The 25,428-nt window shown below is 50.8% G+C and carries 24 protein-coding genes; 9 read left to right on the top strand and 15 right to left on the bottom strand.

Annotation, left to right across the window (positions count from 1 at the left end):
• Together flgG and flgF are read right to left on the bottom strand one after the other, a co-directional pair.
• Nucleotides 1–786, bottom strand: coding sequence for a flagellar basal-body rod protein FlgG (gene flgG, locus ACZ50P_RS02310; RefSeq protein WP_464119988.1), 786 nt, complete (start codon nucleotides 784–786; stop codon nucleotides 1–3).
• Nucleotides 787–933: 147 nt separating this feature from the next.
• A complete protein-coding gene (gene flgF, locus ACZ50P_RS02305) occupies nucleotides 934–1,749 on the bottom strand; it encodes a flagellar basal-body rod protein FlgF (RefSeq protein WP_464119987.1) in 816 nt (271 codons plus the stop codon).
• A 221-nt stretch (nucleotides 1,750–1,970) separates the two neighbouring features.
• Here flgF and ACZ50P_RS02300 point away from each other — a divergent pair, with 221 nt between their 5' ends.
• Both ACZ50P_RS02300 and ACZ50P_RS02295 read left to right on the top strand, forming a co-directional pair.
• Nucleotides 1,971–2,966, top strand: coding sequence for a lytic transglycosylase domain-containing protein (locus tag ACZ50P_RS02300; protein ID WP_464119986.1), 996 nt, complete (start codon nucleotides 1,971–1,973; stop codon nucleotides 2,964–2,966).
• The gene (locus tag ACZ50P_RS02295) at nucleotides 2,963–4,150 is read left to right on the top strand and encodes an aspartate kinase (protein ID WP_464119985.1); all 1,188 of its coding nucleotides are present in this window, start codon (nucleotides 2,963–2,965) and stop codon (nucleotides 4,148–4,150) included. Before ACZ50P_RS02300 ends, ACZ50P_RS02295 begins: the two co-directional genes overlap by 4 nt.
• A 12-nt stretch (nucleotides 4,151–4,162) precedes the next feature.
• Here ACZ50P_RS02295 and ACZ50P_RS02290 read toward each other — a convergent pair whose 3' ends face one another.
• From ACZ50P_RS02290 to ACZ50P_RS02280, 3 genes are all read right to left on the bottom strand, one after another.
• Nucleotides 4,163–5,629 (bottom strand): hypothetical protein, encoded by a 1,467-nt coding sequence (locus ACZ50P_RS02290; protein ID WP_464133154.1) that lies wholly within the window; start codon nucleotides 5,627–5,629, stop codon nucleotides 4,163–4,165.
• A 66-nt stretch (nucleotides 5,630–5,695) separates the two neighbouring features.
• Entirely contained in the window at nucleotides 5,696–7,276 is a 1,581-nt protein-coding gene (locus ACZ50P_RS02285; protein ID WP_464133152.1) for a hypothetical protein, read from the bottom strand.
• Between the two features lie 127 nt (nucleotides 7,277–7,403).
• Nucleotides 7,404–8,936: a hypothetical protein gene (locus tag ACZ50P_RS02280; protein WP_464133151.1), complete on the bottom strand. Its 1,533-nt coding sequence runs from the start codon at nucleotides 8,934–8,936 to the stop codon at nucleotides 7,404–7,406.
• 154 nt (nucleotides 8,937–9,090) lie between these two features.
• On the opposite strand from ACZ50P_RS02280, the gene ACZ50P_RS02275 reads away from it, so the two are divergent.
• The 3 genes from ACZ50P_RS02275 to ACZ50P_RS02265 all read left to right on the top strand — a co-directional run bounded on the left by ACZ50P_RS02275 (nucleotide 9,091) and on the right by ACZ50P_RS02265 (nucleotide 12,243).
• Nucleotides 9,091–9,573, top strand: coding sequence for a glutathione peroxidase (locus ACZ50P_RS02275; protein ID WP_464119981.1), 483 nt, complete (start codon nucleotides 9,091–9,093; stop codon nucleotides 9,571–9,573).
• Nucleotides 9,574–9,700: 127 nt separating this feature from the next.
• The gene (locus tag ACZ50P_RS02270) at nucleotides 9,701–11,923 is read left to right on the top strand and encodes a S8 family serine peptidase (protein ID WP_464133149.1); all 2,223 of its coding nucleotides are present in this window, start codon (nucleotides 9,701–9,703) and stop codon (nucleotides 11,921–11,923) included.
• 26 nt (nucleotides 11,924–11,949) lie between these two features.
• Nucleotides 11,950–12,243 carry a hypothetical protein gene (locus ACZ50P_RS02265; protein ID WP_464119979.1) on the top strand — a complete coding sequence of 98 codons (294 nt, stop codon included), beginning with the start codon at nucleotides 11,950–11,952 and terminating at the stop codon, nucleotides 12,241–12,243.
• Here ACZ50P_RS02265 and ACZ50P_RS02260 read toward each other — a convergent pair whose 3' ends face one another.
• From ACZ50P_RS02260 to ACZ50P_RS02225, 8 genes are all read right to left on the bottom strand, one after another.
• Entirely contained in the window at nucleotides 12,244–12,780 is a 537-nt protein-coding gene (locus tag ACZ50P_RS02260) for a DUF924 family protein (protein WP_464133147.1), read from the bottom strand.
• 49 nt (nucleotides 12,781–12,829) lie between these two features.
• Entirely contained in the window at nucleotides 12,830–13,573 is a 744-nt protein-coding gene (locus ACZ50P_RS02255) for a 3D domain-containing protein (RefSeq protein WP_464119977.1), read from the bottom strand.
• 163 nt (nucleotides 13,574–13,736) lie between these two features.
• Nucleotides 13,737–14,087 carry a DUF488 domain-containing protein gene (locus ACZ50P_RS02250; RefSeq protein WP_464119976.1) on the bottom strand — a complete coding sequence of 117 codons (351 nt, stop codon included), beginning with the start codon at nucleotides 14,085–14,087 and terminating at the stop codon, nucleotides 13,737–13,739.
• A 214-nt stretch (nucleotides 14,088–14,301) separates the two neighbouring features.
• Entirely contained in the window at nucleotides 14,302–15,429 is a 1,128-nt protein-coding gene (gene recA, locus ACZ50P_RS02245) for a recombinase RecA (RefSeq protein WP_464119975.1), read from the bottom strand.
• Between the two features lie 70 nt (nucleotides 15,430–15,499).
• Complete coding sequence (locus ACZ50P_RS02240) at nucleotides 15,500–15,985, bottom strand: CinA family protein (RefSeq protein ID WP_464133145.1); 486 nt, start codon at nucleotides 15,983–15,985, stop codon at nucleotides 15,500–15,502.
• Entirely contained in the window at nucleotides 15,985–16,470 is a 486-nt protein-coding gene (locus tag ACZ50P_RS02235) for a phosphatidylglycerophosphatase A family protein (RefSeq protein ID WP_464133143.1), read from the bottom strand. Before ACZ50P_RS02235 ends, ACZ50P_RS02240 begins: the two co-directional genes overlap by 1 nt.
• On the bottom strand, nucleotides 16,467–16,559 hold the full coding sequence (locus tag ACZ50P_RS02230) for a hypothetical protein (RefSeq protein ID WP_464121381.1): 93 nt from the start codon (nucleotides 16,557–16,559) through the stop codon (nucleotides 16,467–16,469). The genes ACZ50P_RS02235 and ACZ50P_RS02230 overlap by 4 nt, the downstream gene beginning before the upstream one ends.
• The gene (locus ACZ50P_RS02225) at nucleotides 16,528–17,160 is read right to left on the bottom strand and encodes a GNAT family N-acetyltransferase (protein ID WP_464119972.1); all 633 of its coding nucleotides are present in this window, start codon (nucleotides 17,158–17,160) and stop codon (nucleotides 16,528–16,530) included. Before ACZ50P_RS02225 ends, ACZ50P_RS02230 begins: the two co-directional genes overlap by 32 nt.
• Nucleotides 17,161–17,546: 386 nt before the next feature.
• Between ACZ50P_RS02225 and trpS the strand changes: the two genes are divergently transcribed.
• Nucleotides 17,547–18,545: a tryptophan--tRNA ligase gene (gene trpS / locus ACZ50P_RS02220; protein ID WP_464119971.1), complete on the top strand. Its 999-nt coding sequence runs from the start codon at nucleotides 17,547–17,549 to the stop codon at nucleotides 18,543–18,545.
• A gap of 55 nt (nucleotides 18,546–18,600) precedes the next feature.
• Here the strand turns inward: trpS and ACZ50P_RS02215 are convergent, their stop codons facing one another.
• The gene (locus ACZ50P_RS02215) at nucleotides 18,601–20,289 is read right to left on the bottom strand and encodes an AMP-binding protein (protein ID WP_464119970.1); all 1,689 of its coding nucleotides are present in this window, start codon (nucleotides 20,287–20,289) and stop codon (nucleotides 18,601–18,603) included.
• A 90-nt stretch (nucleotides 20,290–20,379) separates the two neighbouring features.
• Between ACZ50P_RS02215 and ACZ50P_RS02210 the strand changes: the two genes are divergently transcribed.
• Genes ACZ50P_RS02210 through alaS form a run of 3 tightly spaced genes read left to right on the top strand, consistent with a single transcriptional unit; the run spans nucleotide 20,380 to nucleotide 24,738 of the window.
• Nucleotides 20,380–21,540 (top strand): metallophosphoesterase, encoded by a 1,161-nt coding sequence (locus ACZ50P_RS02210; RefSeq protein WP_464133141.1) that lies wholly within the window; start codon nucleotides 20,380–20,382, stop codon nucleotides 21,538–21,540.
• A gap of 23 nt (nucleotides 21,541–21,563) precedes the next feature.
• The gene (locus tag ACZ50P_RS02205) at nucleotides 21,564–22,028 is read left to right on the top strand and encodes a regulatory protein RecX (protein WP_464119968.1); all 465 of its coding nucleotides are present in this window, start codon (nucleotides 21,564–21,566) and stop codon (nucleotides 22,026–22,028) included.
• Nucleotides 22,015–24,738 carry an alanine--tRNA ligase gene (alaS, locus tag ACZ50P_RS02200; RefSeq protein ID WP_464133139.1) on the top strand — a complete coding sequence of 908 codons (2,724 nt, stop codon included), beginning with the start codon at nucleotides 22,015–22,017 and terminating at the stop codon, nucleotides 24,736–24,738. The genes ACZ50P_RS02205 and alaS overlap by 14 nt, the downstream gene beginning before the upstream one ends.
• An 8-nt stretch (nucleotides 24,739–24,746) precedes the next feature.
• On the opposite strand, the gene ACZ50P_RS02195 is transcribed toward alaS, so the two are convergent.
• Nucleotides 24,747–25,328, bottom strand: coding sequence for a hypothetical protein (locus tag ACZ50P_RS02195; RefSeq protein WP_464119966.1), 582 nt, complete (start codon nucleotides 25,326–25,328; stop codon nucleotides 24,747–24,749).
• Nucleotides 25,329–25,428: the final 100 nt, after the last annotated feature.

Raw genomic sequence — 25,428 nt, 5'->3', positions numbered from 1 at the left:
TTATCTCAAATTGTTGATGGATTGAAGCATCTGATCGGAAGCCTGCATCACTTTGGAGTTGGTTTCCATCGCACGCTGGGCGGTGATCATGTTCACCATCTCGTCCACGATATTCACGTTACTGGATTCCAACTGTCCTTGTGCCAGATAGCCTGTGCCATTCAATCCCGGACGCGAGGCAATGGCCTGACCGCTGGCCGGTGTTTGTGTGAACAAGTTCTTACCGACGGCCTTCAGACCGGCCGGATTAACAAAGTTCACCACATCAATCTGACCGATCGTCTGCGGAGCATCGTTAAGACCTGTGATCACACGAACTTCTCCCGTCGGTGCGATCTCAAGACCGGAAACATTCGGCGGGACTGTGATTTCGGGCTGAAGAACGTTGCCGTTCTTGTCAACCATGCGGCCCGTGGGATCTTTCTTGAAAGCGCCATCACGGGTGTAAGCTGTTTCGCCGTCCGCCGTCAGCACCTGGAAGAACCCCTGACCTTCGATTTGAATGTCCAATGGATTTTTCGTGACTTGCGCCTGACCGCCAGCAAAGTCCTTTTGCACGCCCGCAGTGCGCACACCCAAGCCGACTTGAACACCGTTGGGTGAATAAGCATTCAGACCCGAAGCCGTCCCTGGCTCCTTTTGGGTCTGATACATGAGGTCTTCAAACTCAGCACGGGATCTTTTAAAGCCAGCCGTTGAAACGTTGGCAATATTATTGGCAATCACATCCATATTGGTCTGTTGGGCTGCCATCCCTGTCGCTGCTGTGTTTAAACTCTTAAGCATTCACGAATCCTTCCGTTAGCTTCATTTCAATCTTTTATCTAACCTTGCCCATACGATGGCTAACCCGTTAACCGCATCTCCGCGAGAGCTAACCTGCTAGCCGTAGCTCCGCGAAGGCTAACCCGTTAGCCATAGCTTCAGCGAAGGCTAATTTGTTTTTCCCACCACATTGATCATCTTGTCCGCCATCTGATCGTAAGCACTGATGGCTTTTTGCGTACTTTCAAAGACACGATTGGTGGTGATCATGTCTGACATTTCCTGGATGATATTGACGTTGGAGGTTTCCAAGAATCCCTGCTTTACGCTTGGATTATTGATGTTCTGCATATCCGGCGCCATATTCGGCTTAAAGGTATAAAGAGAGCTTCCTGCCTTTTGCAAAGAATCAGGGTTATTCACTGCAACCAATGACAACTTGCCCAGGTTTTCAGTTCCTTCAAACACATCACCATTGTCAGCGATGCTGATAGCGCCATTTCCAGTGAAGCGAATCACTCGGCCGGCCGGGTCCGCGCCCGGTTCCGCTTGACGAAGGACCGGGTGTCCATCCTTGGTTACAAGCTGCCCATTACCATCCAAGGTGAAGTTCCCGGCACGTGTCAATTTTACGCCACCCGGAGTGGCTACTTCAAAGAAGCCTTTTCCGTCAATGGCCACATCCAGATTGTTCCCTGTAGGCTTCAGACCCCCTTGTGAGAAGTCCGTGAAAGTACCCTTGGTATCGACATAACTTTTGTCGCCACCTTGCATATTATAAAAACTTTCAATGGATGCGACATCGCGAGGGATTTGTGTGGTTTCCGGCATCTTTTCATTGGCGGTCAGATACTCTTGAAAGAGCTGCTGATCACGCTTAAAAGCGGGCGTGTTCACGTTGGCCAAATTATTGGCGATGGTATCAAGCTTTGTACTTTGAGCCATGGCACCACTGAGCGCTGTATAGACACCTTTTACTCCCATGAACTTCCCTCCCACTGTGTTGAGCAGCAAGGCGTGTGCCATCTTTTGACAGGACGGATCTTCGTCTAGGAAAAAGGTTCCAAGCTCGACCTTTGAAGAGTTCAAAAATTCTGGGCTCAAGTTTTTTTCGATTTGGCCGTGCATTGACCTTCGTCGATGGCGCCAGGGAATTGTCAGATCTTTGTCGACAGTGTCAAAGAATCGGCTTCATAATTGACTACATGAGGACGTGGGTTTCTTTCTTTTTCATTGCATCTCTTTCTTACAGCTTCAAGACAGAAGCAGCGCCAGTGGCTCCAACCAAGCCCTTGCCTGCTCCTGCCGTGGCCGCTGCAACACCAGAAAACCGCGCCCTGAGCTTGAAGGAAAAACTTAAAGCTCTGACCGCCAAGTCGACCCATGCGCAGTCGGACAATCTGATCTTTGATCTTCCAGTGACGTACAATAAGAAAGTCAGCAAGTGGATCGCCTACTTCCAGGGAAGTGGTAACAAGTGGTTCCGGACCTGGTTGCAACGCTCTTACAAGTACATGCCTTTTATTCAGGAAGAACTAAAACGTGCGGGCCTGCCTTCGGATCTTGCCTATATGGTGATGATCGAAAGTGGATTTGCGCCAAACGCCATCAGCCACGCCGATGCGGTGGGACCTTGGCAGTTCATTGAAGCCACAGGTTCACGCTACGGCTTAAGTAAAACCTGGTGGCTGGATGAACGCAGAGATCTTAAGAAGAGCACCTTGGCTGCCATCCGTTATCTGAAAGATCTGCATGCGGAGTTCGGTTCCTGGTACCTCGTGGCCGCCAGCTACAACATGGGCGAAAGTGGCTTACGCCGGCGCATCAAGAAGTATGGCACCAAAGATTACTGGGCCCTCATCAAGCTCGATGCTCTTCCGCAAGAGACTCAAGATTACGTTCCTAAAATCCTCGCAGCCATGCTAATTGCCAAAGCGCCAAATCTGTATGGATTCCGAGACTTGGAAAAAATGGACCCGTTGGAATACGATGTTGTCCTTGTCCCCGGCGGCACCGATCTGGAACCTTTGGCCGACCATTTGGGAGTCACCAGAAAGTCATTAAAAGATTTGAACGCCGAGCTGTATTTGGGATACATTCCCCGACAGGTGCAAAAACACTTTATCCGAGTCCCTAAAGGGGCCGGGCGAATGGTTTCCACTTACGTCTATCAGAACACTCGGAAAGTTGCATTGGAATGAAACCCCTGATTGTGCAAAAATACGGCGGAGCCACCTTGGCGGATCCTGAGAAAATCAGATCTGTCTCTGCTCGCATCGCAGCTCAATCCAAAGATAATTCGCTGATCGTTGTCGTTAGCGCCATGGGTAAAACCACTAATTCTTTGATCGATCTAGCCAATCAGGTGTCAGCTCATCCGCAAAGACGCGAAATGGATATGCTGCTGACTGTGGGTGAACGTATCAGCATGTCGTTGGTCAGCATGGCCTTGAATGACCTGGGCTGTTCAGCAATCAGCTTCACCGGAAGCCAAGCAGGTATCTTTACAGATGATTCCCACGTCAATGCTTTCATCAAGGATGTGAAACCCATCCGCGTGGAAGAGGCTCTAAAAAGTGACCGTGTGGTGATTCTGGCCGGATTCCAGGGTGTGTCCCCGGCGACCAAAGAAATTACCACTTTGGGGCGCGGCGGATCAGACACGTCGGCAGTTGCCATGGCGGCAGCCTTCAAAGCAGAACGATGCGAGATTTTAAAAGATGTTCCGGCTGTCTTTACGGCGGACCCCAACATCGTCAAATCAGCCCGACCTCTGAATGAACTGAATTATGATCAGTTGATGGAAATGACCTTCTGGGGCGCCAAAGTTCTGCACTATCGCTCTGTGGAATTGGCCAAAATGCGTGATGTAACTTTATACATTGGTCCCGCTTCCAATAAAACCTCTGACGGCACACTCGTCAAAAAAGGATTGAATATGTTTGAATCCTGCAAAGCTCTGTCCTTGAACTCGCATGAACTGGTTTTGGGAATTCACTGTAAAGAAAAGAATCCCGCTAAAGCTCTGCACGGGTTGCAAAGCCTGTTGGATCAAAACCAAATAGCCTTTCCTCAGTTGTTAAGCTGTGAACTTTCTTTGGACAAGACAGAAATCTTCCTGACCGGTCCGCAGGAGATCATGGTGGCAGTGAAGAAAGAGCTGCAGAAGCATTCCGATTTCACATTGCTGCCAACGGACTATTCCACAGTGACTTTGACCTGCACCGGAGCGACGTCGCCCGAGATCACCCAGAAGGTCCTGAATAATTTGAATGAAAAGAATTTGTCTGCCCAGAAACTTCTGGTCAGCGCCATGAGTCTGACGGTTTTGGTGGAGGCCCCCCTGCGCAAGCAGGTGATCGAGGCGCTCCATCCTTTGATTTAGTTTTAAGCTGAATTAAGGCAACAACGTCGGCGTCATCACACGATAACGATTCTGAATCTTCTGCCAGATATTCGAATGAGGGCCGGTGATCCCATCGGCTCCACCCATACCGGAGATTCCGCGTTTTGGATCATACTGTCCACCCGGAAGAAACTTGCTAAGATCCGGACCACCCTTAGTGGTCGCAGTTCCAGCCGCACCAGCACCGGGACGACCTCCGCCACCGGCAGCTCCACCGCCATAGCTTCCGAAGCTTCCGCCTCCGCCCCCATAGAAACCCGCTGTCACTTGAACACCATCAAGGCCTTCGCCATCTCCACCAGAGCCGCCGCCAGAATCTCCACCGCCGCCGGAGCCACCTCCGCCACCGGCCAAGCCTGCACCACCGCCCTGCTTGCCATCAACCGCTTCTCCCGCACCGCCAGAGCCTGGTTTTCCCGGAGAAATAGAGGGCAGACCCGGAAGATCTCCAGAAAGTCCATCACCGCCTTTGGCTGTCAGTCGGGAACTTGAATCCAAACTACTGCCCACGAAAGTGCCGCCACCTGATTTTGTATTCAAACAAACAGGATCCGTCGGACTCTTCGCACAAATACATACTTTGTTTGAGGCCATTTCAGGTTTCGTACAATCCACGGGACCCGCGGCAGAACATCCGGGCAGGTTCGGATTGGTCTTACAGATTTCCGGAATCGGCGTCGAATCACCCGACGTCAACGAAGCACACTGAGAAGCGTTTTGCATGGTATTACCAAAGTTCGCTATCGCCTGATTGGCTTCCTGAACTTTATTTTCAAAGTCCGAACAACGCTTTGCCTGCGATTCGGCACTGGATATGGAAATCGACCCACCACTGGCTTGCACACATGTGGGGTTTCTGTTCACCCATTCCACCAAAGCACCGCAAGCGGAATGACATGAATTAATAGAACTGCTGCAGGTCAGGCGATAAGCCGCCACTGCCGCATTGGCTGCCGCCGAAAGACTGGCCATCTTAGAACAAGCGGCCTGGATGCTGGCCGCCGTCTGCTGACCAAACATCAAACTGAGCTGGGAGGCCGTATTCGCCACACCACTCATGCCCGAGTCATTTTTTTCATCACAGGTATAAGCCGTATCGGTAATCTGGGCACTGCACTGTTCCTGCAGCTGCTGATACTCCGCACAGCCGCCTCCGCCGCCGGTCATTTCACTTCGACAGACCCAGCCATTCCCACCATTCACGTTGATGCAGTCACTGACTGCGCATCGGTTACCACAATGATTCACCGGGCCTGGAGGACCTACAAATCCGCGATCAACTTCGCATCTGAATATATTTGTCGTGGTATTTTCTGTGGCGTCATAGACCCTGATACAGGTCATTCCTTCAGGACAACCATCGGTATTACAGCCGGCCTGCGCCTGCGAAGGAAGCATAAAGAGAATTAAGAAAAATCCTCCGACAATAAACTGCGATAAAAGCACCTTCATTCCCATGGTGATTCTTTTCGGTACTTTTCAACGTGAACTTTACCAAAGTATAAGTAATCTCGATTTGAGACACTAAGGCATCAATGTCGGGCTTAAGACTTGATATCTGTTCTGAATCTTCTTCCAGATGTTGGAATGGGGTCCCGTGATTCCATCAGGACCTGACACACCGGCAACGCCGCGAGCTTTGGGATCAAACTTTCCACCGGGCAAGAATTGGCGTAAATCAGGGCCCCCCGCTTTGCCATCCGCGCCCACAGCTCCGGCTTTTCCAGCAGAGCCCCCGGCAGATCCCATAGCGCCACCACCGTAGGCCCCTCCGCCACCGCCGCCATAGAATCCGGCATTGACGTCAGGATCAAGACTGTCGCTTTCGGCCTGCCCTGAGCCAGAACCAGAGGCGCCGCCTCCCGCTCCGCCACCAGAGAGGGCAAGTCCCGCGCCCGCTCCCTGACGACCCTCCACGGCCTCACCGGCACCGCCGGGCCCAGGTTTTCCGGGAGAAATAGAAGGCAAGCCCGGCAAATCACCACCAGGCCCATCGCCCCCCACAGAGTTCAAGCGTGCAGCGGAATTAATACTGGAATAAGTTGTCCCGTTCATACCTTTTTCAGAACGACAAACCGGATCTGTTGGATTCTTCGAACAAATGCAAACTTTATTGGTAGCCATTTCCGGCTTGGTGCAATCAACAGGTCCGGCACTGGAACATCCTGGCAGGTTGGGGTTGGCCTTACAGATCTCTGGCACAGTCGTGTCCCCTGAGGTCTGATCAGCACACTGAGATGCATTTTGCATCGTACCTGCGTAGTTTGCGATCGCTTGATTGGCCTCTTGAACTTTGTTTTCAAAGCGATCACACCGCTCGGCTTGGGAACGCGCACTTTCAATTATCATTGAATTGTCTCCGGCCGCCCCGGAAAAACCCTGCACGGTGCATGTGGGATTGTTCGTAACATAGTCCACCAACTCCGAGCAGGCCGAGCGGCAGGAACTGATCGAGCTACTGCAGTTCAAACGATAAGCCGCCACCGCAGCATTGGCCGCGGCAGACAATCCCGCCATCCGCGAACACGCCGCCTGAATACTGGAAGCCGTCTGCTGACCAAACATCAGACTGAGTTGGGAAGCCATGTTGGCCACGCCACCCATTCCGCTGTCATTCTTTTCATCACACGTGTGAGCAGTTTCTTCGACCGCCTCGGAACATCGCTGCGCCAACTCAGAGTACTGCGCAGAGCAATCCGGACCACGCTGTTGAATTTCTGACTGGCATACATATCCACCATTGCCATTCACATCCAGACACTGATTGACGGGGCAACGATTGCCACAAGGATTGGTTTGCGAGGAGCTTGGAGGTTCCTGTTGTTGCCGGGATTCAGCGGGCCGTTGGGTTTGCGAAGGACGAGAGGTGCCGCCCCCGGAACCACGGTTGGTGGAACCTGAGCCACACCGACCTTCCCTCTGTGTTTGCACGACACAGTTATCGTATCGAAGCATCTGATCCCGGCTGGCTGAACCCGATTTGGGCAGATATCGACTGGCACACCATTCAGCACAACCCAGAAAGGTGCCGGCCGAAACCTTCACGCTTCCGAGAAGTACCAAAAGAATAAGAGGGAGGAATCCCCTTAAATACCAGTTTCTCATAGAATGCCTATCGGCCCCCAACCCAGTCTGCTACAACTGTGTTCGGATATGTTCTCATATTTTAATGAAGTTGGATTCGCAAAACAGAATCAAAATGAAAAAACGATTCAAGATGAAACACTTCTTACTAGGGTATCAAAGTGGGACGCACGAACTGATAGCGGTTTTGAATTTTCATCCAGATGTTTGAATGCGGCCCGGTGATACCATCGGGTCCTGATACTCCCGCTGGACCACGAATTTTGGGATCGAATTTTCCACCCGGCAAAAACTGACGAAGATTGGGTGACACCGTTGAAGCGCTCACTGTCGCAGTAACTCCTGCGCTTCCTCTTCCCGCAGGGCCCACCCCTGCAGGGCCAAAACCACCGCCGCCTCCACCGCCATAGAATCCGGCTGTGACAGCATGTCCACCGCCCTCAGATTCTTCGCTTGAGGATTCTGTTGCTTCAAAGCTTCCGCCTGCTGCTCCTGCTCCTGAACCCGAAAGGTTTGCACTGCCACCCTGGCGCCCTTCAACGGCTTCTCCTGACCCACCGGCTCCCGGTTTTCCCGGAGATATCGCCGGCAGACCTGGCAAGTCTCCTATGCCTGCCCCCGCAGCCCCTGGAGTGGTCAAACGCGCTGACGGATTGATGCTTCCCATTTGAATCGACCCGACCGAGCTTTGCGATAAACACATTGGATCGGTCGGGTTCTTGGAGCAGACACAGACTTTATTGGTGGCTAATTCTGGTTTGGTACAATCCACTGGCCCAGCGGGTGTACATCCCGGAAGATTGGGATTGGTTTTACAAACATCCGGAACCTCCGCAGATTCGCCCGACGTTAAGGATGCGCATTGAGAGGCATTGTTCATGGTGCTGCTTAAATTGCTGATGGCCTGATTGGCCTCTTGAACCTTATTTTCAAACTCAGAACATTTTTCTGCGTCAGTTTCGGCCGCCTGCAGGATCAAAGGATTAGTCCCCATGGTCCCTTCAAAACCAGAGGCCATGCATGCTGGATTACTGGCGACAAAATCTTTTAAGCTGGAGCAGACAGAACGGCACTTGGCAATCGCACTGCTGCAGAGCATGCGGTAAGCGGCCACTGCACTGTTGGCCGCTGCCGAAAGACCCGCCATCTTAGAGCATGCCGCCTGAATGCTGGCACCTGTCTGCTGCCCAAACATCAGCCCCAACTGCGTTGCTGTATTGGAAACACTGTTCATTCCTGAATTGCTTTTTTCATCACACGAACGGGACGTTGCCTGAATTTCCTGACGGCAGGCTTCCTGCAATCCGGAATACTGCTGACAACCCTCGCCCGCCACGGGGCTGGTCGAAGGTGAGCCCGCACCCGCAAATCTTTCACGGCATCGACTGTAACAGGTTTCCTGATAGTGAATCATCACATTCACATTGCAGGTCTCGATGCAGTTTTGCTCAGAGAAGGCCCCCTGAACCGTGAAACTGATGGCTCGCATCTCGCGATCCCGTTCATCTGCCTCTGTTTGCTGTGGTAAACTGTTAAGATACTCCAGATGCGCTTCGACGGAACCGTCGTTGGATCGTGAAGGACTTCTTCTTTTATTGGACGAGGCCCAGGCCAGATCCACCACAAGGGTGACAGCCAGAAGAGAATAACTAAGAAGAATGAAACGAACCCCTTGCCTCATGGGTTAAAAATCGGCCAAACGTAAGGACTGCTAAAATTTCCAAATCGGCTATAAGAGAACTACCAAAGATCTGTTTCCTTCTTCAGACGGAACGTATCAATTTGCGCCGCAACTTCTTCCAAGCTATGCTAGCCTTGCATAGACAGGAGATCATATGACAAGCCTTTATAATTTCTCTGTAACCAACGCCAGTGGTAAATCGACTTCTTTGGAAGAGTATCGCGGCAAAGTCGTTCTGATTGTAAACGTCGCCAGCAAATGCGGTTTCACCCCACAATACAAGGGCCTTGAAGAGCTTTACGCTCAGTTCAAGGATCAGGGCTTGGTTATTCTGGGCTTCCCTTGCAACCAGTTCGGCGCACAGGAACCAGGAACAGATTCCGAGATCCAACAGTTCTGTGAACTGAACTATGGCGTTTCGTTCCCGGTGATGGCCAAAATCGACGTGAACGGAGATAAGGCAGATCCTCTTTACCAGTGGTTGAAATCTTCCGCTCCAGGTCTGCTGGGCACAGAGATGATCAAATGGAACTTCACCAAGTTCCTCGTGGGGAAAGATGGTCAGGTTCTAAAGCGCTACGCGCCTCAGGAAGAGCCCGCGAACATCGCCAGCGATATCAAGAAAGCTCTGGCTTAATATTCCGCGAATATCCATAAGCTAATAAATGGCACCGCCCTGTCTGAGACTTCGACAGGGCTTTCTTCACCGCCGACACCACGATGCTTGCGATTGTCTGGCACCCTCGTTGCTATCTCTTCTTTTCATGATGAAGAGCCCTTTTCAGACAATCAGAAACTCGCTGCTCGCAACGACCCTGTGTCTCGTTCTGGGACAGTCATTTGCCTGGGCTGCTGTCACTGTTAAAACTGAAAAGTTCGACAACGGCGTCACCGCGAAAGAAAGTTACTATCAGGATACGGTTCTGACAGAGCGACGCTATTTTGATATCGACGGCCGCTTCACCGGCTGGATGCGGTTCACCAAGTCCACGCAAGGCCTTGTGATAGTGACCGAACTTTCTGTCGAAAAAGAAAACTATGGTCAGATTAAAAGTCAGGAAGAGTGGTCTTTGCTTGATCAGGAAGGCCATCAAACCGACAAGTCACGTCTGATGCGCAAATGGCACTACACCAAAGAAGCCCCTGTCGCTTTGGAATACATTGGCCACCACGAACAGAATGAGCCTTTCAGAGAAATCCGCAAAGACTATTTGAACAAGGAAAATCAAATCACATCCTCGATCTTCCTTTACTACAAGGGACAGGATGAAAAGCCCTACGCCTTTATTGAAAAGAACCCCCAAGGGAAGGTTCTCAGTCAATTTTCCCTTTATGAAAAATATGATCTTGTGGGCAGCTTAAAAAAAGCAGGACTCACGGCAGATGAAATTGCCGTTTTAAAAAAGCAGCAGGAAAACCCCAACCGTTTTCTTGTAGCCATCATCGATTCGGGCTTTGACTATAACCACAAAGAGCTTGTCAGCAAGTGGTGGAACAACCCTCAGGATCCGGTCGATGGCATCGACAATGATGGGAACGGCTGGGTTGACGACAACTTCGGGTGGGAACAAGTGCGCAATATCGGCCTGCCCACAGAATCTTCCATTGGTATGCATAAAGACCACCGTCCGCTGTCCCATGGAACCCATGTCGCCCACATCGCCAGCCGTGGACTGAATAATATCGCACTGGTGGGCTTTGCTGGCGACTACACCCGTGCCGACTACATTCGCAAAATGTCAGATTTCATCAAGAAGCATCAGGTTCGCATCGTCAATATGAGTCTGGGCTTTCCTGCTGACAACAAAGACCTGCTGGGGCTGCGCGACGGTATCCGGGCTTATAAGACTATGATCGAAGAAAATCCCAACACTCTTTTTGTCGTGGCCTCGGGTAACGCCGGTGTTGATCTGGATATCACCAAGAACCGCCAGTACCCAGCCAGCTTCACCCATCCCAATGTTCTGAAGGTCGGCGCGCTGACGGCCAGCACGATCGAAGAAGTGACCCCTGAAAATGCCAAAATGGCTGATTTCAGCAACTTCGGTAAAGAGAACGTCGATATTCTGGCTCCGGGAGTAAAAGTCAATGCGGCTTCCTTGGGCGGCGGTCTGATTGAACACTCTGGCACCTCCATGGCAACGCCTTACATGGTCAACCTGATTGCCCGCCTGTGGAGTGAGTTGCCTGAGCTTTCGGCCATTGAAGTGCGGGACCTTTTCATCTCTACAGCTCAGGTCACCAAAGACCCCGCACCAGTCAAGTCCGGGGGATATGCGGATTTAAAAAAGGCCCTGCTGACTGGAAAGATGAAATTGCTCAAAGACCGCTACGCCAAGGTCGATGGTCCAAACTGCTGGAATGCCTCCACCTATCTGGCCGGAGTTTCCAAAGGACTGCACCACACCTTTGCCAGCGAGTTTGCCAACATCGTGGACTCAGCTCTGTGTCAGCCTGTACCGTTGGAGCAAGCCCAAGCTGGCGACATCATCGCATTTCGTCGCTTGAACAGACACGGTAAAGTTTTACCCGCCGCCTTTGCTTCGGAAGTGCATGGCTACACGCTGATCGGTCCGGGACTGGGTTTCACCAAGAATGGTGTTTCTGCGGCAGCCCCCTATCAAGAGCAGCCTTCACAAGAAATCTTCTACAAGTACCGCTCGCAGGAAGGACGCGAATGCAAGAAACTGGGCATTGAACGCCAGGACTGTCGGTTGGTGCAAATGGCCTATCGCTGCAGGGGACTTGAAGAATTTATGAGCCAACACGGCGGACTTAATGTCTTTGAAAAAGATCTTCTGCTGGAAGTCAGCCGACTGGAAAAAATAGTCCAGAGTCAGATGCTTGATCAGAAGAATCTGAATGTAAATATCGAACCCGTGCTGGAAAGACTAAAAAATAAAGTCCTGGAGCTGAAGGCTCGCGGCAGTTCTTTGATAGTCACCGACTATTTTGAGTCCCGCCTGGAATCTTTGGAATACAGATAAAAAAACAAAACTAAAAAGGAGTTCCCATGAAAAAGATCTTTATCACCGCACTGATTCTGGCCGGCGTTCAAGCCCAGGCTGAAGGCGACCTGCGTATCTTCGTCAACAATCAAGGCTGCAGTGTGATTGAGCAAATCGAAGCCACCAAGCGGATCGTCGATATCCAAAAAGGCAGCGAGCGAGAACTTATTGTCATCAACAGTGATGGCACAATGGATGGCGATCTCCAGATGATCGAAGATGCCGGCGGCATCCGAGCCGTCAGCGCCAATCAGGGCCGCCTTCAGTGCGCTGATCTGGAAGAGGATATCGGGCCTTAGTTAAAAGCCCGGGTGTTCTTTCATAAATTCCAACTCTGCCGTCGTGGACTCTCTCCCCAGGACGGCATTTCTATGTGGATAGCGTCCGAACTGATCGATGATCTTTTTATGGGCGACCTCAAACTTATAAGAATTCTCAAGCCCCTCTTGCGCAAACAGCTTCATGGCCTGTTCATGGATCAACGGCGATTCGCTGTGCATATAGGGCATATAGAGAAAACCACGCTGTTGCAGAGGTAATTCCATATCATCCCCTTGCGAAACTGCTTCCTGAGCCAACACCAAGGCTTGTGCATCACTGGCAAAGGCCTTCGCTGATCCACGAAACATGTTCCGGGAAAACTGATCCAGCACAAGAATTTCTGCCAACCGACCTTCTGGAGAATTTCGCCAAAGATAGGTTTCACCTTTGCTGACTTGGTCATGCAAATCAGAAAAGCGGGCGCGCAGAAGTTGATCAAACTCTTCATTCCTGGCAAACCACAGCTGCGGATCAATTTCTTCAAACCAAAATGAAATAACAGTCTTTGCATTCATGTCTTGAGCATCCCCGAAGCCACCCCCGGTGTCCAGACACATTGAGACATCAGCGGTGCGGAGGCAAAAGAATGACCTTCCTGGTCTTGGGATACCCAGTCCTTTCGCGCACCAAAGCAGCTTCTTCTTCCGTTGCCATTCGGAAAGGAAAGCTGTTTTTGATATTGGCAAACCCCAGACGATGAAAAGTGTTTTCAGGGACAAAGGGTTTGGTAAAACCCGTATAGAAATCAAAACGATTCGGACCTTTGATGGCTCCTCCGGCATCGCGCACGACAAAGAATCCATCGTGTTCCGTTCCATCAGGCATTCGCTGGCCTTCCAAGCGAGGCACAAAAATCACATCCCCCAACTTATAGATACTTAAGTCGGCTGCGACCGTATGATATGGATCCAGGCACACGTTTCTCATGCCATACCCATAGGGGCACTTTCGCAGATCCACTTCCTTAAAGCGTGGCACCCCATCCTCGCCACGAGCATAATAGTTGAACGACCGGAATCGTCCATTTTCATCATGAACGTAGCAAGCCCCTTGCATCACACAATTATTAAAGTCCTTCAGACACAGACGGGTCAGAATTTTGTCCTCTGGGGACAGCATCTCCACACGGGTCTGCTCTTCGCAGCGATCCACATCATATTTGATAATGGGCTTGTAATAGATTGTTGGATTTAAAAAGGTTGGCTCTTGCGGCTCGGGTAAGGGCGGTGGCATCGGTGGCTCAAAAAAGCCCACCCCTTGGGCCTGCACACCCATCGCCAACATTAGTCCCATCACCAACTTGATCATCGGCTCATACTAACAAACTCACAGGGCATCCTTCACAACTAGGTCAAAAGACATAACAAGGTGCGCTTGACCTGAACTGTAAATAAACGACGGTTCAGCGCCGTTTTCGCTCTTTATTTGAATTTATTGAATTAAAAAAACATAAGGTTCAGCCAGAGGGAGATCAGAACTTTTCTAAAACCTCTTTCAGCACATGAGCATGATTGATCTTTTCATCCCGAGCCGCATACAACAAGGTGACGTTCTGAGCTTGCGCACGCTCCGCCAACTCAGCGAGCTTATCTTGGGCTGCCGCAGCCTTGAGTTCTTTTTTGTATTCCGTTTTGAATTCAGAAAACTTTTCGGGCTTGTGTCCGAACTCTTTGCGCAGCTCCGTGCTGGGACAAATCTCCTTGGGCCACTCACTGAATTTCAGCTCTTCTTTCTTAATTCCCCGCGGCCACAAACGATCGACAAGAACACGATAACCATCATCCCGACTAGGCTTTTCATAAACTCGTTTAATCTTAATCATAAAAGGTACCTGCTCACTTTTGCAGAAGCTCTGCGTTTGATTTCTTCCATTTTACGCGCAGCTTCTGCAAAAGTGAGCAGGTACCTTTAGGGTGGTGAAAAAAACAAAACCCACTCTTGTTAGGAGTGGGTTTTGGAGTTGCTTCAGCTTGCGCGACTGCCGTCGCTCCAGCTCTGCCGGCGGGGCCGAGCTCCAGCTCTGCCGCTGGCGCGAGCTAGTGTTTGCCTTTTTTGCCTTTTTTCGGAGCGTCTTCAGCTTCAACTTCTGGCTCAACACCTTCGTGGTCTTCGCCGTTGTTGCCGTTGGTATCAACCAAAAGTTTGCCGATACCGTTGGCCGCAAGGATCTTCTTACGAAGTTCAGTCATGTACTCTGGGTGCTCTTTCAGGAAGGTCTTCGCAGCATCACGGCCTTGGCCCATGCGCTCGCCGTTGATAGAGAACCACGCGCCGGATTTTTCAACCATGCCCGCAGTCACTGCCAGATCCAGAAGGTCACCCTCTTCAGAGATACCTTCACCGTACATCAAGTCGAATTCAACTTTGGTGAATGGAGGTGCCATTTTGTTCTTAACAACTTTCACCGCAGTACGGTTCCCAGTCACGTCCTCACCGTTTTTGATCGCGCCCACACGGCGTACATCCAAACGAACAGAAGAGTAGAATTTCAAAGCGTTACCGCCCGTAGTTGTTTCAGGGTTACCGAACATAACACCGATTTTCATACGGATTTGGTTAATAAAGATAACCAGAGTGTTGGAACGATTGATCGCCGCAGTCAATTTACGAAGAGCCTGGGACATCAAACGAGCCTGCAAACCAACGTGGGAATCACCCATGTCGCCTTCGATCTCTGCGCGAGGAACCAAGGCTGCTACGGAGTCGACAACCAATACGTCGATCGCGCCGGAGCGAACAAGAGTTTCAGTGATTTCCAAAGCCTGTTCACCAGTGTCTGGCTGGGAAATCAGAAGATCTTCCGTGTTCACACCCAGTTTACGAGCATAGTTTACGTCCAACGCGTGTTCCGCATCGACGAAGGCAACAACGCCGCCTTTTTTCTGAGCTTGAGCGATCACAGACAAGCACAGAGTTGTTTTACCAGAAGACTCTGGTCCGTAGATTTCAACGATACGACCTTTTGGAAGACCGCCGATACCCAAAGCGATGTCCAAGCTCAATGCACCCGTGCTGATCGCTTCAACGTCTTTAACCAAAGATTCGTTCGCGCCCAGACGCATGATAGAGCCTTTACCGAATTGCTTTTCGATAGTCGAAACAGCCAATTCAAGGGCTTTGATTTTTTCTGAGTTTGCTTTGTTGTCTACAGTAGCGTTTGCCATCTGTCGTCCCTCTCTCGTGACTTCTGTCACGACACTTTTATTGTTTAAAATTCAGGCCGGGGGCCTTTTACTATTTCTTGTCGAGAACTTCTTTCAGCCAAGACACTGCGTAGTCTACCGAAGCCATCTGGATGGATTTGCGATCGCCTGAAAAGAGTTCTTTTCGGGAATCTTCAAAACCCGGTCCAGCGATGGCAAAGCATACAGTGCCCACTGGCTTTGACGGTGTTCCACCTGTCGGACCAGCGATACCTGTGATTGCCACAGACCAATCAGTTTTAAGCTGACGACGCACTCCGTGCGCCATTTGACGAGCGACTGTCTCGCTCACCGCACCCTCTTGCATGAGAGTGTCTCGACGAACCCCCAGAAGATCCACCTTCGCCTCGTTAGAGTAAGAAACCACAGAGCCTAGAAATATGTCGGACACGCCTGCTTGCTCTGTTACAAAAGCCGAAAGTGCACCTCCAGTACAACTTTCCGCAAAACCCACTGTGAGTTTTTGGTCGCGAAGGGATCGAATGAGTTCTTGAAGCTTTTCATGACTCAGTGACATTAGTTTGCCACCAGAATCTGAGAGCCCAACCAGTTGGTTTGAGTGTAGATCACTTGCATGATGAGGCTCGCAATTATCCCCGCGGCCACGTCATCAATCATCACCCCAAGTCCTCCTTGGATCTTCTTATCTAAATATCCTATGAATAAAGGCTTTGTGATGTCCAGCACTCTGAACAAGGCAAAACCGATTAAAATGGCTTGCCATGTCATTGGCAGCCAAACCATGGTAATCAGAAAACCTAAAACCTCATCAATTACGATCTCTTTGTGATCATGACCGCCCTTAACCTGCTCATAAGCTTCGCAGGCCGCGATTCCGACTGGGAGCAGCAAAATCACCGCCCCCATATAATAGAGCGGCCCCAGTTTGCTTAAAAGAATGACAATAGGAATAGTCACCAGGGTGCCGACAGTACCGGGGCCTTTGGGAAAACGGCCGATACCGAACATAGTCGCAAGTTGTATCAGAAAGCTTGTCATCATACCGATGACGTACGCCGGACCCACAGGCCTTGCAATGCAGAATGAGAAGCGTCAGAACTAAAGGTGCAGTTCCTGATGGAAGCCCACAGGTTCCCGCAAAGAAGACCTCCAGAGCTCGCCGGATTGGGCCGAATATTTTGTGAAGAATTTTTCCCGACGGCAGACCATCACCGCCGAAGAGCGCTCCGGCATCTCCACCACTCCCTGCATCTCAAAACACGTGGCTTCTGCATAGCGAAGCACCATGCGGTTGTTGATGTCCGGTTCACCAAAAACCCGCTGCGTGCGCACATCCTGAAAAAGAAATTTCAAGAAAGCCGCAATCAGCGACGGTGTGAATCTGCGGCCCAGATATTCCTTTTCACCAATAAGGAAATGCAACCCTTGATCAAAGGGCTGAGTTTCCACATAGCGACCCAGAATATCCTGCTGCAACCAATAGCGTTCCCAATAGCTGACGGGAACCCCATCCACACAACCGATAAAAAGACTCTGATGTTTATCTGCGAGTTCTTTTTCCAGATGAGTTTTTAATTCCGCCGGAGATTTTGCCAAGTTCCACCATTGCGATACGTACGACTGATTCATCCACTTGGAGTAGACATCAAAATCACGCTCGATGGAAAAGGGGCGGAAAGAGTACGTGTGCCCGTTTTGCTTGTTATAGATCTCAAAACACTCGGACTGCATACCCAACGTCGTATTTTTCGACCTCCCAACAGGCAAGTTCCCGTCACAAAAAAGGCTCAACTGCAAACCAACCAAAAATATTTTCAAGTGGCTTTCACCTTCGACTGATCATAACTCAGTGCGAAAAACTTATGGCTTCCATCAAAATTAGCGATTCGACTTCTCCGAGTCCTTTTCGCATACTGCCTTCACGGAGGCCCCATGATTCGTTGGATGATTCTGTTGGCTAGCTTGGTCTACTTCGTAGACACTCTGATAGCTCTCCAGTTGTAGATCAAACGCCGGAAACTAAAATGTTTGGTTTCACCTCTAAGACTCTCGGGGCCGACCTATTTTCTTTCCAGAACTCAGTTCCCAGCCACTTCCGTTAATGCTATAGCTTTTTTATGAAACCAATCATTCTTACGGGCGACCGCCCAACAGGTCCCCTCCATCTTGGCCATTATGTTGGATCGCTTAAAAACCGCGTGGATCTTCAGGACTCCCACGATCAATACGTCATCATCGCAGACGTTCAGGCTTTGACGGACAACTACGATGACACCACCAAAGTTCGCGAAAACATTCTGCAAGTAACTTTGGATTATCTGGCGGCGGGTATTGATCCGGCGAAAAGCACGATCTTCGTTCAATCTGAAATCCCAGAACTGTTTGAGATGACCACTTACTTCATGAATCTGGTCACCGTGGCACGCCTGGAAAGAAATCCCACCGTAAAAACGGAAATCCAGCAAAAAGGGTTGGAAAAATCCTTGCCTGCCGGCTTCCTGACTTATCCCGTCAGCCAGGCCGCCGACATTCTGGGATTCAAGGCCAATCTGGTCCCAGCCGGTGAAGATCAAAATCCAATGATCGAACAGACCAACGAAATCGCTCAGCGCTTCAACCATATCTACAAAACGGACTTCTTTAAGCCTGTGAAAGGTATGCCGGGTGTGGCTGGCCGTCTGCCAGGCATCGACGGCAAGGCGAAGATGAGTAAATCTTTGGGGAACGCCATCTATCTTTCCGACGATGCTGACACCATCAAAAAGAAAGTTCAAAAGATGTACACTGATCCAGGGCACATCCGCATTGAAGATCCAGGCAAAGTGGAAGGCAACGTGGTCTTCAGCTTCCTGGATGTCTTCGATCCAAGAAAAGACGAAGTCGCTGCACTGAAAGAACACTATCAGCGCGGCGGTCTGGGGGATGGCACTTTGAAAGTGCGGCTGACCGAGGTTCTCAACACGATCATCGCCCCTATGCGCGAACGTCGTGCGCAGTACGCTCAGGACCCACAGGCAGTTCTGAAAATCTGCAAAGAGGGTTCTCTGAAGGCGCAGACCAAGGTCCACCAGACATTGAAAGAAATGAAATCTTTGATGGGAGTCGGACTCCAATAAGAAAAGGGCGGTACAAACCGCCCTCTTTTTTTTGCATGAACTTCCACTGGCTTGCCTACGGCAGCTCCTGCGCCCAGGTGTCGGCAATGCTGATCTTGGAATCCTCTTCCCAGAACTCATAGGGCGCCCGTTCACCGCTTTGGCGCTTTTGTTTTTCCATCGCAATCAAGTCAGAACGCAAAGTTTCGCCGGCCGTGTTTTTGGGAATTTCCATAAATTCCAGGCGGCGGATCCGTTTAAACGGTGACAGTCTGGTGCGCGCAAAGTTCATAATGTCCAAAGCCAGCTCTTTGGTGGGCTCCACCCCTTTTACAACAGAAACCAAAGCTTTGGGAACGGCCTCACGCACGGGGTCCGGACTGGGAACAACCACCACATCCCGAATCGACGGGAAGTCCTTCAGAACAAATTCAAGCTCGAAAGGACTGATGCGGTAACCCGAGGACTTAAACAATCCATCGATGCGTTCACAGTAAGTATAATTTCCAGAAGCATCGACATAGGCCGAATCCCCCGTGTGATAATATTTTTGAGTGCTGTCCAGCCCGCTCATCAAGCCCCATGGATTGCCTGAGATATCCACACAGATTTCCCCAGTGTCGCTCTGCTCCCCTTGTCCGTCCAGCAGCGCGATTTTAAAGCCTGGCATGGCTTTCCCGGTGGTCCCAAGACTTTCTTTTTCCCCAGGAGGCACTCCTATCAACGTGGCAGTTTCTGTCTGTCCATACCCATCCCGCAGGAAAAGTCCCCAGGCACTGTGAATCTTCACGATAAGATCCGCCGTCAATGCTTCACCTGTGCTTATCACTTCACGCAGACTGATTTCACTGGCAGCAATCTCTTCCTGAGCCAGCAGCCGCCAAACTGTCGGTGGCGCGCACAGGGTTGTGATTGGATATTCTTCCAGCACATCCAGAATCAGCCGTGCATTAAAGCGTTTTTCCTTGAAGACAAAGACCGTCGCTTCGGCATTCCAAGGCACAATGAACGAATTCCAGTCGTGCATCGCCCAGCCTGTGGAGTTGATCGCCAGGTGCACATCCCCAGGACGCAAGCCCATCCAGTACATGGTCGACAAATGCCCGACCGCGAACCCGCCGTGACTGTGTTCGATAGCTTTGGGTTTCACACCACTGGTGGAAATAAAATAGCGAAACAGCGGATCGGTCGCCTTGGTTTTCCCTTCAGGCTCAAACTCTGAACTTTCCAGATAGGCGTTTTCGTAATGAATCCAGCCCTCCTGCTCACCATCAACAACAATGGGAATGACTCCAGAGGCCACCACATCAAACTTTGCAGTGTGAGACTTGGTTGTGGCTATGAGTTTGATCTTTTCCCGATCCAGACGGTCTTTCAGTTCCTGTTGGGATAACAGCGGATTATTGGGCACCAGGATGGCCCCCACCTTCATCGCCGCCAGCATGATTTCCCACAAGGCCACATCATCTTCGATCAGCAGAAAGATGGAATCACCTCTTTGCAATCCCTGAGCTCGCATAAAGTTGGCAACCTGATTAGATCGTCGGGACAATTCTGAAAAGCTGAATTTCTTTTCCCGCCCCGTTTCATCCACCAGCCACAGTCCAATCTTGCTGTTGCCGTTGGCCATTGGGTCAAAGTAATCAAGGGCCCAATTGAATTCATCCAAGCGCGGCCAGCGGAAGTTTTTATAGGCATAATCATAATCCGAGCGATGCAGGATTAAAAAATCCCTCGCCTGTTCAAATTCATTGCGAAAGCTCATACAAACCTCCAGGGATTTTCTAAGGTTAGCACTTCTAACTCGACTCGCCGACGTGTGTTTCTACATTGGACTGTGCAAAGACAAGGGGACATGTTAAAAAAATCCATGGGAATTTTTCGCACTATCGCCAGCACCTTTGTTCTTGTGATCTTCGTCTATGTTTCGCACCAATTGACTCGCTTCACAGATTTTTCGTGGCAAGGCACAACTTTGCTGGTGAGCTTTCTGGCCTTCCTGTTCGCCCTGGTCCTAGGCAGCTTCACACTTCTTCTGCGCGAAAAGCGTCCGGACCACAATCCATGGCGCGATCGTTTTATGAACGGCGCCCTGACAGTCATGGCCTATATCAACTTTCTGATTTCGTTTGTAATTCTGCGTGACGTCCTGGCATTTGCGGATAAGATCTCGGTTGAATCATTGTCGTTGGAAACGCTTTACAGCGCTCAGGCCACGACGACACTGATGGGGCTTCCGCTGTTATTCATCCTTGTAGGTCATCTGATCGTGCGCAAAGGGGCCTTTAATAAAACGGTGCCCATCAAGTTTGCTCATCTGCCCGCCGACTTGGAAAATCTGCGCATTGTTCATATCACCGATCTGCACATCAGCCCCAGCCTGCCTGTTCGGCTGGTTAAAAAACTGGTGGCGCAGGTGAACCGCCTGGACGCCGACCTGATCGTATTTACCGGAGACATACTGGACAGCTTCGCGGAAAAGCACCACGAAGAATTCCAGATCTTAAAAGGTCTTCAGGCTAAACACGGAATCTACTACGTGCCCGGAAACCACGAATACTATTGGAACGGCAGTAAGAGCCTTCAGGCCTTTCGCGACATCGGGTTCCGGGTCCTGATTAACCAGGCCGAATCCCTTCGTTTCGGAACTGCCGAGTTGCAGATGATCGGCATCCCCGACCCTGCCGCCAACCATTTCAAAGAAGAAGGACCGGACCTGGCCAAGGTGCATGCTCAGTTGAAAACGGACAGCTTTAAGGTCCTTTTGTCCCATCAGCCGGCACTGGCTAAAAAAATCGAAAAGCTGGGGGTGGATTTGCAGCTTTCCGGTCACACTCATGGTGGCCAGTTCTTTCCATGGAACCTGTTGATTGTTTTCTTCCAGCGCTACAACAAGGGCTTGTACCGCATCGGCGACATGCAGCTCTATGTCAATCAGGGAACCGGCTATTGGGGACCTCAGTTGCGCCTGGGAACATATTGCGAGCTGACTGAAATTATCCTTCGCAAGAAATAAAAAACGGGGTATTAATTTCCCCTATGTCCCGAGAGAAAGATCCCCTAAAAACCCGACAAGCCGCCAAAAAGAAGGTCATGGACATGATCGCGCGCCGGGACCATTCCGAAAAAGAACTGCGCACCAAGCTGCGCGAAAAGTTCTCGGACGAAGATGACGTGGGGGATATCATCGACGAGGCCATCGAGTTCGCCAAAGACAACCGCTGGTTGGGTGACCCGTTGGACCTGGCCCATCGTTTGGCCGACATGCTTCATCGCCGCAACAAAGGCATCTATTACATCAACAACTACCTTAAGGAAAAAGGTCTTCCCACTATTGAGACCGATCGCGCTTTGGAGCTTGAAAAGGCGCTGGCGATTGTCAAAAATAAGTACGACGAGGACCACAGTTTTTCCCGTGAGGAAAAAGCCCGTGTGGGCCGCTTGCTGGCTTCCCGTGGATTCGATTCTGAGACCGTAAGAAAGGTTATTTATGAAAAGCTCTGAGATCAGAAACGCCTTTATCAAATACTTTGAGAAGAACGGACACAAACATGTCGCCTCTTCTTCCCTGATTCCTGAAAATGATCCTACGTTGCTTTTCGCCAACGCCGGAATGAATCAGTTTAAAAACACATTCCTGGGTCTTGAGAAGCGAGACTACAACCGCGCCGTGACCGCACAAAAATGCGTGCGCGCCGGTGGTAAACACAACGACTTGGAAAACGTGGGATTCACCGCACGTCACCACACGTTCTTCGAGATGCTGGGGAATTTTTCTTTCGGCGATTACTTCAAGAAGGATGCAATTCACTTTGCGTGGGAATTCCTGACAAAAGAATTGCAGATCCCGAAAGAAAAGCTTTACGTGACCGTTCACCTTTCTGACGATGAAGCGGCCGACATCTGGCACACCCAGGAAGGTGTCCCGCGTGAGCGCATTTTCCGCTTCGACAAAGACAATTTCTGGAAGATGGGTGACACCGGTCCTTGCGGTCCGTGCACAGAAATCTTCTATGATCACGGCCCCAAAGCTGGCACCATCGACGATCCTTACAAAGGCATCGCGGCCGGCGAAGACCGCTTCGTGGAAATCTGGAATCTGGTCTTCATGCAGTACTTTGAAAATCCTCCGGGCACTCTGACACCGCTGCCGAAGCCTTCTGTGGACACTGGTGGCGGTCTGGAGCGCATGACTGCAGCCATGCAGGGTGTGTTTAACAACTATGACACCGATCTCTTCCAGCCGATGATTCAACATGCCTGCAAAATCGGTGGTATTGAATACATCACAGACAAAGAGGTGCTGGCGAAAAACCCTGCGGCGGCGGAAACTACAGCCGCTCTGCGCGTACTGGCCGATCACTGCCGTTCCACGTCTTTCCTGATTGCTGACGGCGCTTTGCCATCCAATGAAGGCCGCGGTTACGTGCTTCGTCGTATCATGAGACGCGCCATCCGTTACGGGCGCAAGCTTTCTGCTGACAAGTCCTTCTTGCCTGGCATGGCGGAAGCGTTGATTGAAAGCATGGGCTCTGTTTATCCAGAGCTGAAAACCCGTCGCGACCATATCATCAACACCATCCGTGACGAAGAAGACCGCTTCATCGCCACTTTGGACAAAGGGACCGCGATTCTGGCCGATGAACTTTCCAAGGCCAAAGCCAAAGGCGTTAAAGAGCTTTCCGGCGAAGTCGTCTTCCGTATGTATGACACCTATGGCTTCCCTGCCGATCTGACTCGCGTGATAGCCAACGAACAAGGCATCGAAGTGAATGAAGCCGCGTTCGAAAAGGAAATGGAAGACAACCGTGCCAAATCCAAAGCCTCCTGGAAAGGCAAATCCATGGGCGCTGACGAAGCTCACATGATCAAGTTTGCCAAAGACTATCTTCAGTCCGGCAAAACAGTGACCTTCCTGGGCTATGAAGGAACCATCGGCGACGGTAAAGTGATGGCCCTTTCCAATGGCCAGGCTGAAGTTTCAGAACTCAAAACCGGCGATTCCGGTTTGATGATTCTGGATGCAACAACCTTCTATGGTGAAGGAGGAGGTCAGTCCGGTGACGTGGGTTACATCATGCAGGACACCCACCGTGCGCGTGTCGTGAACACCACAAAAATCGACGATATCGTTCTTCATCATGTTGAGATCGAACACGGCTCGTTCAAAGTGGGCAATGCCGTTGTGACGGGCGTGGATCCAGTTGAAAGACGCAATACGGCTGCGAACCACTCTGCAACTCACTTGTTGCATGCGGCTCTTCGCAAAGTACTGGGCACGCACGTGACTCAGGCCGGTTCTTTGGTTGATTCGCAAAAGACCCGCTTTGACTTTACTCACAACAAGCCGGTGTCTTCTGAAGAAATCAAAAAGATCGAAGACCTGGTGAATGAACAGATCGCGCGTGCCAATCCGGTGCAAACCGAGATGATGTCCCACAAGGCCGCCCTTGAAAAAGGGGCCATGGCACTGTTTGGGGAAAAGTACGCAAGCGACGTGCGCGTTCTGACGATGGGTGATTTCTCTTGCGAACTGTGCGGCGGCACACACGTAAAGAACACTTCCGAAATCCGCTTGTTCAAAGTCGTTTCTGAAGCAGGTGTCAGCTCAGGCGTTCGCCGTATCGAGGCGATTACTGCTGACAATGCCGTTCACTATGTGATGAGCGCTGTAAATCATCTGGATGATGCTTTGGCAGCCGCAGGCTTCCAAAAAAGCCCGCACTATATCAAGCATCTGGAAACCACCGGCGAAACAGCCACTTTGGCAAACCGTGTGGAGTCCCTGAAAGATCAGGTGAAGCAGCTGGAAAAAGAAATGAAGAAACTGCAGGGCGGACAGGTCAACGTCGATGATCTTGCTGCCAAAGCCCTGACCTTCAAAACCAAAGCCGGCGCTTCTGCGAAACTGGTATTGGCGGATGTTCCTTTGGATGACCGTCAGGTTCTGGCAGAGGTCACTGATCATCTGAAGAACAAAATCCAGTCCGGCATCGTGGTTGTGGTTGGCCAGGGGGACGGCAGTCACCCGATCATCGTGAGTGTTTCCAAAGAGATCACCTCCGAAACCAAAGCCGGCGATCTTTTGAAGGAAGTTGCTGGTATTATGGGTGGTAAAGGGGGCGGTCGCCCAGACTTCGCTCAAGGGGCCGCACCAAATCGTGCGCAAATGAACGAAGCCTTCAGTAAGATCAAATCAATGCTGGGTCTGTAAAGACCTGGCTATTCGCAGCTCATGTCCGACCAGTTGGCGCGGACATGGGCGACGTAAGCTTGGAAAACATCAGCCAAGCCGCCACATAAATCCTGGCGACCCCGGCCGCAGGAATCTTTTTCTTCGCCCAGATTCACACGCTTTTCATCTGCATATAAAGAGGCATAAGCTGGCGTGTACTTCATCGCACAAATATCATTCGATTTCACCGGCGCCGCACACACAGAGGAACCACTCAGGATTGTTTTAAGTTCCGCCAGATTAGCAGACCCCAAACAACGCTCTTGCAGAATGTTGTTCCCATCATCGACCAGATGAATTTTTCCCGAATCGATTGCAATCACCAGTCGGTAAGGGCTGACTTCGGAGGCCTTTGCAGATACTGCGCCGTCCTCAGAGATATTGGGAATTTCAACATAGGTGACCTTGCTGGCTTCTGTGGGGGACTCGCCACCAGCTGCCGGAGGCACGATCACAGAGACATCGTTCATGGATGCCATTTCGGATGTTTGAAGTGCACTTTGGCTGCAATTCTGAAATCCCACAATGAGACAGACTGTACCAGCCAACACTGCCAAACGCTTAGTCATGAATTCCCCCTGTTTACCCGTTTCATAATGAATAGAGGCAAGATCCGTTCCGGGCTCAGACCTAAGTAATATCGGGAATAGCTGTTAAGAACTTAACGCT

It is taken from the genome of Bdellovibrio sp. CKG001 (assembly GCF_055397465.1).
Note: the sequence above shows the minus strand (reverse complement) of the source record. Positions and strands in the feature narration are given on the sequence as shown.